The sequence below is a fragment of the Nocardia sp. NPDC056541 genome (genome assembly GCF_042794235.1).
Taxonomy (GTDB): domain Bacteria; phylum Actinomycetota; class Actinomycetes; order Mycobacteriales; family Mycobacteriaceae; genus Nocardia.
In genome coordinates this window covers 80,206-94,876 of record NZ_JBHTUD010000018.1, presented here as the reverse complement: position 1 = coordinate 94,876, position 14,671 = coordinate 80,206, and the positions used below count along the sequence as shown (strand labels likewise).

Genomic DNA, 14,671 nt, shown 5'->3' with positions numbered 1-14,671 from the left:
TTTGGCCGGGGGGGGGGGGGCCTCGAGGCCCCGCCAACGCTCAGTGCGGTTTGGTCACCAGCGTGCCGAACAGGGTGACCGAGATATGGATGTCGCCGCGGTCCGCGCCTGCCTGCAGATCGGCGAGGAGTTGATCGCGATCGCTCGCGGTGATCGCCCCGCGCAGGGCGGCCAGGTCAGCGATGCGGCGCACCAGCGCTCCCGCGCCGACCGTTCGGTCCTGCACCAGTGCGTGTGAGCCGATCTCCTCGACCACCAGGCCGGTGCCGCTGAGCAGCCCGGGGAGGCGTCGGCCCGAGAGCGGATTGGTGGTCGAGGAGATCAGGGTGTCGATCACCGCGCTCACCACCCGGGGGTTGCCGGGATGCACGATCGCGGTCGCCCAGTCGCAGTCCACCACCACCGCGCGCCCACCGGGCCGCAGCACCCTGGCGATCTCGGCCGCCGCCCGCGCGGGTGCGGTGAGGTGCTGGAACACCCGTTCGCACAGCACCGCGTCGAAGGTATCGGTGCCGAACGGTAAGCCGTAGGCATCGCCGGAGACGAAGCTCGCGCTCGACCCGGACTCGATCGCGCGGCGCTGCGCCGAGGCGAGCAGATGCGGATCCGGCTCGACGCCGATCGCGGTGCCGTGGGGCCCGACTTCCTCGGCGAAGGTGAACACCTCCGATCCGGTGCCCGACCCGATGTCGAGCGCGCTCTCGCCGGGCCGCAGCGCCAGCGCGGTGTGACTCCAGGCGCCGAGCGCGCGCATACCGGGTCGGGTGACTTCCAGATCATGGGCGTCGATCAGCTGATCCCGGGCCGCTCGGTCGAAGCGGGCCGGGCGTGGGGTGTAGTCGGTCATTCGCACCGCCAGAGTGGGAGCAGTCCTCGTGAGCATGGACTCAGAGGCTACTGGTGAAATGTGTCACGATGAATGTATGACTCGCACGCTGTGCCTCGCGCAGGAATCCGAGGCCGACGAACTGCTCAGCACCGACGATTTCGCGCTGCTGCTGGGAATGCTGCTCGACCAGCAGTACCCGATGGAGCACGCGTTTCGTGGGCCGCGCAAACTCGCCGAGCGCATGGGCGGATTCGATCTGCGCCGCATCGCCGAAGCGGATCCGGCCGAATTCGAGGAACTCGCGGCCACCCCACCGGCGATTCACCGTTATGGGCGGTCGATGGCGCGGCGGGCCCAAGCGCTCGCCCAGTATGTGATCGAGCACTATGACGGCCTACCTGCGCAGATCTGGACCGCGGGCGATCCCGACGGCGCGGAGGTGCTGCGCCGGTTGCAGGACCTGCCGGGGTTCGGGGCGCAGAAGGCGAAGATCTTCCTCGCATTGCTCGGAAAACAGCGGGGCGTGCAGCCCGACGGCTGGCGAAAAGCGGCCGGATCCTATGGCGACGACGGGTCGCGACGCTCGGTCGCCGACGTCGTCGATGCCGAAACATTGTCGGAAGTACGAGAATTCAAGAAGCAGGCCAAGGCGGCGGCCAAAGCCTCGAAATGAATTCCTAGTTAAGATCTAGCTGCTTTTTTCCCTCGTCACGAGGGTGGATCTGCTCGAAGCTTGCATCTCGAACAGCTCCACAACAGATGAGGGATTGGCAGTTTTATGAAGATGAGGAAGTTCGCCGTTGTCGCGGCGCTCCTGACCGTGGCTACGGGCATCACGGCAGGCACCGTGAACGCCGCGCCGGCCGAGGAAGCCGCCCCGATCAACTACACCGCCGAGGTCGTCGACGATTCGAAGGCCGTCATCACCACCGATGCCGGCTCGCTGGTCGAAGAGGACGGTGTCTTCAAGATCAAGGCCCCCAACGGCGCCACCCTCGCGGGCACCCCCCTGAGTTTCCGCCTCGACGAGTTCGAGCTGCCGATCGCGGCCGAGATCTCGGGCAACACCGCGACCCTGACCCCGCAGCTGGATCCGGCCAAGGCTGTCTACAAGCCGGTCGCGCTGCCCTACGAGGACAAGGCGCCGTGGAAGACCGAGTACGAGCGTGAGCAGGCTGCCTGGAGCCGTCTGACCTCCACCATCTCGCTGGGTGCCGCGATCGGCACCCTGGTCGGTGGCCTCGGCGGCGCCGCGCTCGGTTGCGTCGCGGGTGCGGCGGGCGGCCTGGTCGCCGGTGGCGTGCTCGGCGCGATCTTCGGCGCCCTCCCCGGCGGCATCGGCGGCTGCGTCGTCGGCGCCACCACGATCGGCGCCCTCGGCGTCATCCTGGGCCAGATCTTCATCACCGCCCCGGTGGCGATCGGTGCTGCGATCCAGTACTTCTCCACGATCTCCGCGCCCTTCAACGCGCCGGCCAAGTAAGTCCGACCGGATCGTCGAAACCCTCTGCGGGAACTCGGTTCCCGCAGAGGGTTTCCCCCGTTTGTACCCATTGCGCCTGTCGTGTGCCCCCGCTGACCTGCGGCGATGATGTGCCTCAGCGCACAATTCGCCGGTTTGGCTTGGATGGGTCGGGATTAGGTGTTAACTTGATTGTTATGTCCAGCAACCATCTCCCCGCCCAGCGGGTCACGTACGTGACCGCCGCTCTGGGCTTGCGGTTGCCGTTGACGCGCGAACTGTGTCGTTCCTGCTTCTGCAGCTGAGCCCTTCAGGTTCGCGAGCTGCCACGCCCCACGTGTAGGCAATCCCGTTGGGATAACGGGATTTTTGGCAAGGAACTTCATATGTCTGCTCCCATCATCGATCGCCCCGTCTCCCGGACGGGCGCCGGTCGCCCTCGTGTTTCCCGCCCCGTTGTGCCGCCGGAGCTGCGGCGTAGCGACAACCCCGCCGCAGCGGTGCTGCGTACCGCGGCCTCCGGTCCGGTCTCGCGCGACAACGCCGCGCGAGCAACGGGTTTGAGTATCGCCACCGTCAATCGGCAAGTGGCGTCGCTGCTTTCGGCCGGACTGCTGCGTGAGCGGCCCGATCTGACCGCCGCGGGCGCGGTCGGCAGGCCGCGGGTGCCCTTCGAGATCGATCACGACGCCTACCTGACGCTGGGCATTCATATCGGCGCCGAGGCGACGAAGATCGTCGCCGCTGATCTGCGTGGCCGCATTCTCGGCGGGCTCGCCATCGCCACACCGCAGACCGGGCAGGAATTCGCGGTCACCACCGTCGCGCGCAGCGCCAAGGCGTTCCTGCAGCGGTGGCATCGGCGGACGCCGCTGTGGGCGGGTGTGGCCATCGGTGGGCGGGTGGATCCGCAGAGCGGTGTGGTCGACCATCCGAAGCTGGAATGGAAGGGTGCGCCGATCGGGCAGGTGCTCGGCGATGTGCTCGAGCTGCCGGTTTCCGTCGCGCCGCACGTCGAGGCGATGGCTGCCTCGGAGCTGCTGCTGCCCACCTTCGACGCGCGCAGGCCCGAGCCCGATACCGAACTTCCCGCTGCTCAGCACGGCAGCAGCCTCTACTTCTACGTCCGTGAGACCGCGGGCATCGCCGTCACCCTCGACGGCCGGGTACACACCCCGAGCAACGGCCCGGGGTCGATCGCGCATCTGCCGACGGGCTCCGATGTGCAGTGCACGTGCGGCCGGCGTGGATGCTTGGAAGTGACCGTCGGTGATCGGGCCCTGCAGGCGCGGGCTGTCGGTCGCGGAATCATCCCGGCGCACAACGGGACTGCCGGGACCACGATCAATGATCTGTATCGGGCGGCCGAGTCCGGGTCCGAATCGGCGCGGGAACTGCTCGCCGAGCGGGCGACGATGCTCGGACAGACTGTCGCGCTGGTTCGCGACATGCTCAACCCGGATCGAGTTGTGCTGGGCGGTCAGGCGTTCACGGGGTACCGGCCCGCGCTGGGGCATGTGGCTCGCTCGTTTTCGCAGAGCACGCAGTTGGCGGCCACCGATATCCGGATCAGTGGATTCGGGGGGAAGGTCCAGGAGTTCGCGGCGGTGGTTACTTCGCTGAGCGCGCTGTACGCGGATCCGTTGGCGGCTATCCGCCGGGTGTGAGAGCTGAGAAAGGCCCTGCGACTCTTCTGAGTGGCAGGGCCTTTTCGTATGCCAAGGTCGCTCAGCGCGGGTTGAAGGCGCCTTCCAGTGCGGTGATGAAGAACGGGAACTGGGCGGCGAAGCGGTGGAGGTTGGGGTCTCGGTCGTAGCCGGCGAACCAGTAGAGGCCGGGCTGTGAGTCGGCTGCGGGGTTCATGTCGCGGAAGGTGCGGATCCAGTTGTCCGCTCGGCCGCTGATCACCGTGTAGGGGAGGGCGCGGGAGAAGATCGTCTCCTGGTCGATGGGCGGGATCCGGTCGCGTACGACGGTGTCGAGACCACGGTGCATCGCGCGGATTCGGCCTGCGACGGTGTCGCCGAGTGGGGTTCGGGTGGGGAGGTAGTTAGGGAGCAGCATCGCCGCTCCGCCTGCCAGGGCGATGGCCACGCCGACCAGGGCGTGCCCCGCGGTCAGGGCGAGGGTGACCGTGATGATCAGGCCGAGGGTGATCAGGGCGGCGCCGATCCAGCGGGGGAGCGCGCGCTGTTTCGGATCGGCGAAGGCGCCGGTGGCGACGGCGTCGTTGCGCATGGCGGCGCGGATCGGGTCCAGTTGCAGGCGGCCGGGGGCGCGCAGTTCGCGGACGGCGACGGTGTCGGTGCCTTCGGGCAGCAGCATGTCGTAGACGGTGCGCTCGTATTCGCGCAGCTGGTCGTCGGGGGCGTTGACGCGGCTGATGCGCCAATCGTCTTCGCCCCGCGCGTTCACGGGGGTGATCCACAGGTAGCGCCGGACGGCGAGATCGACGACGGTGGCGGCGATGTCGACCGGATCGGCGTGTTCGTCGATGATCAGGCCGGCCTCGCCGGGGAGCACGCCGTCGGGGGAGGTGAACTCGACGCGGCCTGCCTGCTGGATCAGCGGATCGAAGGTGTCGCTACCCGCCACCGCGGCGGCAGCCCGCTTCCGCGCCAGCAGTACGTAGGCGATCATGCCCGCCAGCGCGAGCAGGAAGGCGCCGAAGGCCGCGAGCACGGGGGTGGTGAAGGCGAACGGGCCCGTACCGCCGCCGCGCACATCGGCATTCGCGGGCACGGTGCCGGGCGGCATCTGCAAGGTGAGGTCGATGGCATCGCCCTTGCGCAGCTCGGTCTGGTGCAGATACAGCACGCCGTCGGGTTCGGTGTGGACATCGGCGCACGGCTTGGCATTGCCCGCCGAGCCGAGTTTGCAGTCGACGATGCCCATTTGGAAGCTCGGGCTGATCACCGAGACGTCGAGCACGGCGATATCGGCGTTGAGCACGCCCAGCCAGTGGAACACCTGCGTGCCCGGCATGTCGGAGACGGTGTTGTGCACCGTATACGTGAACTTCGATTCGCCCGGCTTCGCCTCGACGACGAACTGGTCGTTGACAGTGGTGGCGGTGCCCGTACCGCTCGCGGTCACATCGGTGACCTTGAAGACCCGTTCCACGTCGTCACCGACCTTGAGGCGCAACGGCAGCGACATCGTGAAATTTCCGTCGGCGGGTACCGCGACAGTTTCGATGACTTCGAGCACACCGGTTTCGGTGAGCGTGAGGTCGGCGGTGATCGAAACACCGGAGGTGGAGGGCTCCGTATGGGCTACCGGCGCGGCCACGAGCAAACCCGCCGCAGCGAGCAGCAGCGCGCCAGCGGCGCCCCCCCGAAAAGTCAGCATGGGTGCTTACTCTAGACAGCTTGCTATTCTGCGTCAGCGGCTGTCGACGACTCATGAGACGAGGGGGGTACGGGGGAGTGACTCAACCACCGTACGGTTATGGGCCGAACGGCCCAGGTGGACGACCGGTTCCACCACCCCCCGGCTATGGTCCGCCCCCGGGATACCGGCCACAACCGGGATATGGGCAGCCGGGTTATCCACAGCCGCAGGGCTATCCACAGGGTTATGGGCAGCGTCCGGCGTATGGTCCGCCGCCGGGTTACCGCCCGCCGCCGATGCCCTATGGGCCGCCGGGCAGGCCGACTCCGCCGCCGCGTAAGCGGGGCGGTGGCTTCACCTCGGCAATCCTGGTCGTCATCTTCCTGCTGGTCGGCGGGCTGGTGAAGTACGCCGTCAATACCGGCGTCGACCTCGGGATCGGCGCGATCGGTCCGAAACCGACCACTACCTATACCCCGCAGCCCGGTACCGCGCCCGCCGCGACCGGCGACAACCCGCTGCTCACCGACTCCGACGGCACCCTGGTCCCGGCATCGTGCAATTACGCGCCGTGGGGCACGCAGGTGGACAAGGCGCGCGCCTTCTTCGAGTCGGCCGCCAAGTGCCTCGAGTCGGCATGGAAACCGCTGCTGGCGGAGAACAATCTGCCCTTCGAGTCGCCGACGCTCAGCGTCACCGCGACCACCGACGGCATCACCACCCCGTGCACCGGGTCGACGAGCAACTTCGCCGCCTTCTACTGCCCGGCGAACAAGACCATCTACATGCCGATCAGCCAGCTGCAGACCGAGCAGTTCCGCGACAACTGGGTGGTGTACCTGTCGGTGTTCGCGCACGAGTACGGCCACCACGTGCAGGCCCAGTCGGGCATCCTGCGCAAGGCCAACAGCGAGCGCGTCGACGCGGGCGCCCGCTCGGCCAAGGGGCTGGAGCTCTCGCGCCGAGTCGAGTTGCAGGCCAACTGCTTCGACGGCATGTTCATCGCCTCCTCGAAGGGCGGTGGTTCGCTGACCTCCTCGCAGGTCACGGTCGCCACCAAGGATTCCTACGGCCGCGGTGACGGCCCCGGCGACATGCGCGACCACGGCACCGCCGAGCACGGCGGCCAGTGGTTCGAAACCGGCCTGGACCGCAACCTCACGGCCCAGTGCAACACCTTCACCGTCGCTGCGAGCGAAGTGAACTGAGGCACCCCGCCTCTCCGCGCCTGCCGGGCTCGGGCGCCACACCGGTAGCGTGAGCGGCCGACGGCGGGGCGCGGGGTGAGTCAGCCCGTTCCCGGTGAGTTACCCATATCCGCGCGTGACCAGTTGTCAGGTGATTTCATGTATCCCCCGCCTCCTCCGCAGCCGCCGTACGGTAGGCCCCTGCCGCCACCGTATGGCGGGCAGATGCCGCCGTATGGGGGACAGATGCCGCCTTACGGACACCCGGCGATGCCGCCCTACGGCAGACCGTTGCCGCCGCCTTACGGCTATGCGCCGCAGGGGTATCCGCCGCCGCGTCGGGGTGGTTCGGGTGCGGTCGGTGCGGTGTTGACGGTGTTGACCGTGTTCGGGGTCATCGGGTTGCTGGTCGCCGCGGTGGCCCTGTCCGATCAGAGCTCGCCGGGCTCGGTCGCCAAGACGACGCCGCCGAGTTTCACCTACAGCTCGAATTCGCCGGTGCCGACCACGAATCCGACGACAGCGCGCGCTACGACCACCGCGCGCACCACGGCGCCGACAACGACCAAACCGGCGGGGCCGCAACCTGTTATCGCCCTCGGTCAGCATCCGCTGTTCAGCAACGACGACGCGGGCCTGACGAACATGGACTGCGATCTGCCGCGCTGGTCGACCGCCGCGGCGGTGGCCAAGGCGTTCTTCGCGGCGGCTCAGGTGTGCCTCGATCAGATGTGGCGATCGAATCTGACCGCCGCGAATCTGCCGTTCCAGAGCCCGGGTCTGGTTGTCGCGGAACAGCCGTCGCAGCTGTCGTCGCCGTGTGGTGGTTCAACCAGCGACGCGTTCTACTGCAGTGCCTCGAGCACCATCTACATGTCGACGGAGGGGTTGGTGCTGCACAACACCCCGTATCCGCCGATGGAGGCGCTGTCGGTCTACGCCCACGAATACGGTCACCACATCCAGGGGCTCACCGGCCTGATGCAGGCCTCGTCGAACCAGCGTCGCGAGCAGGGCACGATGTCGGCGGGCGGGCTGGAGACCTCGCGTCGAATGGAGCTGCAGGCCAGCTGTTTCGGCGGCATGTACATCGGTTCGTCGGAAGCAGGCGGTTCGTGGACCTCGCAGGAGGGCTACGCCGCGGTGAAGCACAACTACAACCGCGGTGACGGCGACGGCCGCCACCGCGATCACGGCACCCCGGACCACAACGGCAACTGGTACAACCAGGGCTACTCGAAGAACCGCAATTTCGAATGCAACACCTGGTTGGCACCAGCCGACGAGGTCAGTTAGTTGCCGTAGTGGCCCTCGCCGAAGCGGCGGGGCGAGGAGCCGTGCACCCCTTCGGCGTAGGCGGTTTCGGCGTGGAGGGCGAAGTCGATGCCCGCTGTTTCGTCTTCCTTGCTCACCCGGAAGCCGATGATCTTGTCGATGCCCTTGCCGAGCACCCACGAGACCGCGAAGGCGTAGGCCGCGACCACCAGGACCGCGACGAGCTGCTTGCCGAGCTGGGCGAGGCCGCCGCCGTAGAGCAGCCCGTTCACGCCGCCGGTCATCACCTGGGTGGCCAGCAGGCCGATCAGGACCGTGCCCACGATGCCGCCTACGAAGTGCACGCCGACCACGTCGAGCGAATCGTCATAGCCCGCTTTGTGTTTCCAGCCGACCGCGAACGAACACACCACGCCGGCGGCCAGGCCGACCAGCACCGCGCCGAGGGTGTTCACCACGCCGCAGGACGGGGTGATCGCGACCAGACCGGCCACCGCGCCCGAAGCCGCACCGAACGTGGTGGGCCTGCCGTCGCGGATCTGTTCGACGATGAGCCAGCCGAGCATGCCGAGACTGCCCGCGACCAGGGTGTTCAGGAAGACCGCCGCCGCGGTGCCGGTGGCGCCCAGCGCGGAGCCCGCGTTGAAACCGAACCAGCCGAACCACAGCAGACCGGCGCCGAGCAGCACGAACGGCAGGTTGTGCGGACGCATCGCATCGATGTTGAAACCGATGCGCGGTCCGAGGACCAGCGCCAAGGCGAGGGCGGAAGCGCCGGAGGCGATCTCGACCACCAGCCCGCCCGCGTAGTCGAGCGCGCCGAAGTTCAGCAGCCAGCCGTCCGGCCCCCACACCCAGTGCGCGATCGGCGCGTACACCGCCAGCGTCCACAGCGGAACGAACACCATCCAGCCCGCGAACTTGGCACGGTCGGCGATGGCGCCGGAGACCAGGGCGGCGGTCAGGATCGCGAACGTCAGCTGGAAGGTGACGAACAGCAGCTCCGGAATGGTGCCGCGGACGGAGTCGGGATTGATCCCGGCCAGCCCGAGATGCTCGAGATCGCCGATCAGGCCACCACCCGCGTCGTCGCCGAACGCGAGGCTGTAGCCGGCGACCAGCCAGACCACGGTGACCAGCGGGATCGCGATGAAGCTCATCATCAGCATGTTCAGCACGCCGGTCGAGCGCACCATCCCGCCGTAGAACACGGCCAGTGCGGGCGTCATCAACAGCACCATGGCGGTGGCCGCGAGTAGCCAAGCAGTGGCCGCCGGGTCGATCGTTGCGGGCACGGTAACTCCTTTCACGCGTGGATGCGTTGCGAGAAAGTTACCGAACACTCACCACGGATGGCGGCGCTAGCCCCGGTTTTCCTTGGCCAGCGCCCGCACGCCGCGCTTGCCGGGAACGGGCAGGTCATCGCCGTCGGCGAGCCACTCGGCAGTGGTGAGCCAGCGGCGCTGGGCATGCGCGTCGGCCACGTCGAAGAACAGGCGGCGGCCGCGATCGTCGCGCGCGTCGCGGGCGAGCACCGCCCAGCTCGGCGGCTTGCCCCGGTCGGCGGTGTGTTCCACGACGAAGCCCGCGACCAGCTTGCCGATCATGTTGACCGGCTTCTGCGAGACCCGGTTGCCGTATTTGGTGGTGTGCCAGCGCCGCGCCGGGCACAGTGAACCGGGGCTCGCGTTCGAGGCGATCCAGCCCGCGCGCTGTGCCCGTTCGATCAGCCACAGATGCTTGACCGCCGACGGCGCGATCTCACCCACCCGTTCGGCGATGAGCGTGCAGACCTCGGCATCGGCGAGGATATCGCGCCTGGTGGGGCCGATATCGTGGTCGGTCCAGTGCGCCGCGGCGAGGCGGGCCAGCACGCGCCCGAACTCGTCGATGCTGCGCTGGGCGCGACGGCCGAGCCGCTCGATCCGCTCGGCCTCGCGGCGCATCTCGTTCTGCGCGGTGAGCGTGCGAATGGCCGCCATCGTCGGCACCTGCCCGCGTTCGAGCAGTTGCAGGATGGCGTCGGCGGTCGCCGGGTCGGCTGCGGCAGCGACGGGTAACGAGTCGCGTTTGATGTCGAAGTCTTGTGGGCTGATCGCCCGGCTCAGTAGCCCGACTGCGGCGTTGTCGCCGGCGAAGTCGGTGTGGGCGAGCCAGGCGGTTGCGATGTCATCACACGACAGCACGGTGAAACGTTCCTCCGGTCGGTGCGGTGGGGGAGCGATCGGTGCGCGAAGGTTGTGCCCCGGTCGGGATGAGGGACCGGCCGGGGTCACCAACCTGATGAAGGTTTGGCCACCGAAGTTGCCGAGATCCACGGTAGCCAGGCACTTGCGCCGCTGTCACGACCGTTCATTGTTTCGTTACATCCGGTAAGGGGCCGTCAATCGGGGAATTGGTTTGGATTGCCGTGGCAACCAGTATCAACAGACTGTTCGATGGCGGATTCGCCACGTGTGTGGCAGTCGATAGCTCAGCCGTTGCGCCTAGCGGCACGCTTTGCACCTACGCTCCATACCGCGAAATTCAATGTGATTTAGATCACATCATTATCAAGGCTTCGTTACCGCGCGCGGGTACAGTGCCAGCCGCCGATAAACCCTGTCGGACACTCTCGGTAGCCTGTGGGTCGTGGCTCTGTACCGGAAGTATCGACCGGCGACATTCGCAGAAGTAGTGGGTCAGGAGCACGTCACCGACCCGCTGAGTACAGCGCTGGATACCGGACGGATCAGTCACGCGTATCTGTTCTCCGGGCCGCGTGGTTGCGGTAAGACGTCGTCCGCGCGCATCCTCGCGCGGTCGCTGAACTGCGTGGACGGGCCGACGTCGACCCCGTGTGGCACGTGCTCGTCGTGTGTGGCGCTCGGGCCGGGCGGCTCGGGCAATCTCGACGTGATCGAACTCGACGCGGCCAGTCACGGTGGCGTCGACGACACCCGCGAGCTGCGCGATCGCGCCTTCTACGCGCCCGCCGAGTCGCGCTACCGCGTGTTCATCGTCGACGAGGCGCACATGGTCACCACGGCCGGTTTCAACGCGCTGCTCAAGATCGTCGAGGAACCGCCCGCCCACCTGATCTTCATCTTCGCCACCACCGAGCCGGACAAGGTGCTGCCGACGATTCGCTCACGCACGCACCACTATCCGTTCCGGCTCCTGCCGCCCGCCACCATGCGCGGACTGCTCGGCAAGATCTGCGAGCAGGAGCACGTACCGGTGGAGGAGGCGGTGTACCCGCTGGTCATCCGGGCCGGTGGTGGTTCGCCGCGCGACAGCCTGAGCGTGCTCGACCAGCTGCTGGCCGGCGCCGGGCCCGACGGTGTCACCTACCCGCGCGCGGTCTCGCTGCTCGGCGTCACCGATGTGGCGCTGATCGACGACGCCATCGACGCGCTGGCCGCCGATGATGGTGCGGCCCTGTTCAACACGGTCGATTCGGTGATGGAAGCGGGCCACGACCCGCGCCGGTTCGCCGTCGACCTGCTCGAACGGCTGCGCGACCTGATCCTGTTGCGCGCGGTCCCCGATGCCGCCGACCGCGGCCTGGTCTCCGGTCCAGGCGACGTCCTGGAAAGAATGCGTGACCAGGCCGAACGTCTGGGCCCCGCCACCCTCACCCGCTACGCCGAACTCCTGCACGAGGGCCTCGGTGAAATGCGCGGCGCCACCGCCCCGCGCCTGCTCCTCGAAGTGATCTGCGCCCGCATGCTCCTGCCGTCGGTGTCCGACGCCGAGTCGGCCACCCTGCAACGGCTGGAACGGCTGGAACGCGGATTCGCGAGCGGATCGGCCCCCGCGCCCGCCCGCCCGGGGCCTGCGGCGGGTGAGTCACCCGCCGAACGCCCGGCCGTCCCGGCCTCCCGTGGCCGCCGCGGTGCGGAACTCCTCGCCGCCGCGCGCGCCGAGAAGGAAGCGGCGACCAGCGGATCGTCGGCATCCGGCGCCGCGAGCCCTGCTGTCGCGGAACAGAAGACCGCGGCCCCGGCCACACCGCCGGCACCCGTGACGTCCGCACCGGGTGTGTCCCCGAGAGTGTCTGCACCCGGTTCGCCGACCGCACCGCAAGCATCGGCCACACCGGCTGCACCGCAAGCGCCGACCGCACCGCCCGAGCAGGCAGCGCCGACGGCACAGTCGGCACCGACCGCATCACCCGAGCAGGCAGCGCCGACGGCACCGCCCGCGCCGACGGCACCGCCCGCGCCAACGGCACCGCCCGCGCCGACGGCACCGCCCGCGCAGCTCGAGCCCTCCGCGCCGCCCATCGATTCCGGGCACAGTGCCGTTGACATCTCGTCGGAAAGAGTCGCTTCCCAGCGGCTCGCGGCAGATTCTCCCGAGGTCGAGGCGACCCGTCTGACCGGCAGCGGCTCGCGCGCAGCCGACATCGACTCGATTCCGGAAGCGGTAGCACCGCAGGTGGATTCGCCGGTTCAGCCGGAACCCGAACTGGGTGAAGCCGAAGCGCCGTCGCGGGTCGAGACTGCTTCTGCACAGGTGGAGCCGCCGGTCGGCGCGGCACCCACCGAGGATCTGGTCGGGATCGTCGATGCCGCGTGGCCGGAGATCAAGGGCAGGGTGCGGGAGTTCGGGGCTACCTTGCAGGCGCTGTTGTCGGGGGCGGCGGTGTCGCGGGTCGAGGGCGAGGTGATCGTTTTCGCGCATCCGGCCGCGCCGTTGGCGCAGCGGTTGTCCGATCCGCGCAATATCGAAGCAGTGCGTTCGGCGGTGCGGGCCGTGCTCGGGCGTGAACTGGATGTGCGCTGGGAGACCGGTGCGCCCGCGCCGCGACCCGCGCCCGCCGCCAAGGCCGGGCCCGCGCGGGGGCCGGGAAATCCGGAGGGTAAGCCCGCGGGACGCCCCAAGTTCTCGCGGCCGAGCCAGGCGGCGGGCAACCAGTCGCCGAACCGGGCGAACCGGCCGTCCGACGACGACATTCCGCCGCCGGATTTCCCTGACCTCCCCGACGACCCCGGCCCGGACGAGGGGTCCGAGTCCCGGTCCGGTGGCGATTCCGCGCGCAGCGCCGCCGTTCTCGCCCCGCCGACCCCGGAGGAAGAACGGGAGATGCTGGCCGCCGCCGCGGTGCCGGTGGCTCCCGGTGACCGTCAAGACCCGGACGAGGTCGCGCTGGCGTTGCTACGTGAACAGTTCGGAGCAAAGAGTCTGGATGGTTGACAGCCACCGTCCGTACCGCGTTAAGTTAACCGGAGTTCGCACACCACGGTAGTATGAACGGGTGGCCGGTTTCACCGGATGAGCATGGTTCTATGCTCCGCTGGTGTTTGCCGGGATTTGTACGGCGTCGAGACAATTGGTCGTGGCGTTCGTGCGGCCACCGCACCCCAAGGAAGGAAACACTCCGATATGACCACAGAGGCCTACATCTACGAGGCCATCCGCACTCCGCGCGGCCGCGGCAAGAAGAACGGCTCGCTGCACTCGGTCAAGCCGATCGATCTGACTGTTGGTCTGATCCAGGAGCTGCGTGGCCGCTTCCCGAACCTCGACGAGGACCAGATCTCGGACCTCATCCTCGGCGTGGTCACCCCCGTCGGTGACCAGGGCATGGACATCGCCCGCACCGCGGTCACCATCGCCGGCCTGCCCGACACCGTCGGTGGCTTCCAGCTCAACCGCTTCTGTGCTTCCGGCCTCGAGGCCGTGAACCTGGCTGCGCAGAAGGTTCGCTCCGGCTTCGACGACCTCGTCATCGCCGGTGGCGTCGAGTCGATGTCGCGCGTACCGATGGGCTCCGACGGCGGCTCCTGGGCGCTCGACCCGGCCACCAACTACGACGGCTACTTCGTGCCCCAGGGCATCTCGGCCGACCTGATCGCCACCATCGAGGGTTTCACCCGCGATGACGTCGACGCCTACGCGGTGCGCTCGCAGGACCTGGCCGCCGCGGCGACCACCGGCGGCTACTTCGCCAAGTCGATCGTCCCGGTCAAGGACATCAACGGCCTGGTCGTGCTCGACAACGACGAGCACATGCGTCCCGGCACCACCGCCGTCGACCTCGGCAAGCTGAACCCGGCCTTCGCCGGCATCGGTGAGATGGGTGGCTTCGACGCCGTCGCGCTGCAGAAGTTCACCTACATCGAGAAGATCAACCACGTCCACCACGGTGGCAACAGCTCGGGCATCGTCGACGGCGCCGCCCTGCTGCTGATCGGTTCCGAAGAGGCGGGCAAGAACTCGGGTCTGACCCCGCGTGCCCGCGTCGTCGCGACCGCCACCTCCGGTGCGGACTCCACCATCATGCTCACCGGTCCCACCCCGGCCGCCAAGAAGGCGCTGGCCAAGGCCGGTCTGACGATCGAGGACATGGACCTCGTCGAGATCAACGAGGCCTTCGCCTCCGTGGTGCTGAAGTTCCAGAAGGACCTGAACGTCCCGGACGAGAAGCTGAACGTCAACGGTGGCGCGATCGCGATGGGCCACCCGCTGGGTGCCACCGGCGCGATGATCACCGGCACGGTGCTCGACGAGCTGGAGCGTCGCAACGCGCGCTACGGCCTGATCACCCTGTGCATCGGCGGCGGCATGGGCGTCGCCACCATCATCGAGCGCGTCTGA

General features: G+C 68.3%; 11 protein-coding genes. 7 read left to right on the top strand and 4 right to left on the bottom strand.

Annotation, left to right across the window (positions count from 1 at the left end; all coding sequences use genetic code 11):
• Positions 1-40: 40 nt before the first annotated feature.
• Complete coding sequence (locus ACFQ9R_RS27620; RefSeq protein WP_378994506.1) at positions 41-847, bottom strand: methyltransferase domain-containing protein; 807 nt, start codon at positions 845-847, stop codon at positions 41-43.
• Between the two features lie 76 nt (positions 848-923).
• Between ACFQ9R_RS27620 and ACFQ9R_RS27615 the strand changes: the two genes are divergently transcribed.
• From ACFQ9R_RS27615 to ACFQ9R_RS27605, 3 genes are all read left to right on the top strand, one after another.
• Positions 924-1,502 carry an HhH-GPD-type base excision DNA repair protein gene (locus tag ACFQ9R_RS27615; protein ID WP_378994424.1) on the top strand — a complete coding sequence of 193 codons (579 nt, stop codon included), beginning with the start codon at positions 924-926 and terminating at the stop codon, positions 1,500-1,502.
• A gap of 105 nt (positions 1,503-1,607) precedes the next feature.
• The gene (locus ACFQ9R_RS27610; RefSeq protein WP_378638579.1) at positions 1,608-2,312 is read left to right on the top strand and encodes a hypothetical protein; all 705 of its coding nucleotides are present in this window, start codon (positions 1,608-1,610) and stop codon (positions 2,310-2,312) included.
• Between the two features lie 365 nt (positions 2,313-2,677).
• Positions 2,678-3,958 (top strand): ROK family protein, encoded by a 1,281-nt coding sequence (locus tag ACFQ9R_RS27605; protein ID WP_378994422.1) that lies wholly within the window; start codon positions 2,678-2,680, stop codon positions 3,956-3,958.
• A gap of 61 nt (positions 3,959-4,019) precedes the next feature.
• On the opposite strand, the gene ACFQ9R_RS27600 is transcribed toward ACFQ9R_RS27605, so the two are convergent.
• Complete coding sequence (locus ACFQ9R_RS27600; RefSeq protein WP_378994420.1) at positions 4,020-5,642, bottom strand: DUF2207 family protein; 1,623 nt, start codon at positions 5,640-5,642, stop codon at positions 4,020-4,022.
• Positions 5,643-5,920: 278 nt separating this feature from the next.
• Here ACFQ9R_RS27600 and ACFQ9R_RS27595 point away from each other — a divergent pair, with 278 nt between their 5' ends.
• Both ACFQ9R_RS27595 and ACFQ9R_RS27590 read left to right on the top strand, forming a co-directional pair.
• A complete protein-coding gene (locus tag ACFQ9R_RS27595; protein ID WP_378994418.1) occupies positions 5,921-6,832 on the top strand; it encodes a neutral zinc metallopeptidase in 912 nt (303 codons plus the stop codon).
• A 225-nt stretch (positions 6,833-7,057) separates the two neighbouring features.
• A complete protein-coding gene (locus tag ACFQ9R_RS27590) occupies positions 7,058-8,107 on the top strand; it encodes a neutral zinc metallopeptidase (protein WP_378994416.1) in 1,050 nt (349 codons plus the stop codon).
• Here the strand turns inward: ACFQ9R_RS27590 and ACFQ9R_RS27585 are convergent.
• Positions 8,104-9,381, bottom strand: a complete 1,278-nt coding sequence (locus ACFQ9R_RS27585) for an ammonium transporter (RefSeq protein WP_378994414.1) — start codon at positions 9,379-9,381, stop codon at positions 8,104-8,106. The genes ACFQ9R_RS27590 and ACFQ9R_RS27585 overlap by 4 nt on opposite strands.
• A gap of 66 nt (positions 9,382-9,447) precedes the next feature.
• Positions 9,448-10,272, bottom strand: a complete 825-nt coding sequence (locus tag ACFQ9R_RS27580) for a hypothetical protein (RefSeq protein ID WP_378994412.1) — start codon at positions 10,270-10,272, stop codon at positions 9,448-9,450.
• A 445-nt stretch (positions 10,273-10,717) separates the two neighbouring features.
• Here ACFQ9R_RS27580 and ACFQ9R_RS27575 point away from each other — a divergent pair, with 445 nt between their 5' ends.
• Positions 10,718-13,267 carry a DNA polymerase III subunit gamma and tau gene (locus tag ACFQ9R_RS27575; protein ID WP_378994410.1) on the top strand — a complete coding sequence of 850 codons (2,550 nt, stop codon included), beginning with the start codon at positions 10,718-10,720 and terminating at the stop codon, positions 13,265-13,267.
• Between the two features lie 189 nt (positions 13,268-13,456).
• A complete protein-coding gene (locus tag ACFQ9R_RS27570) occupies positions 13,457-14,671 on the top strand; it encodes an acetyl-CoA C-acetyltransferase (RefSeq protein WP_378994407.1) in 1,215 nt (404 codons plus the stop codon).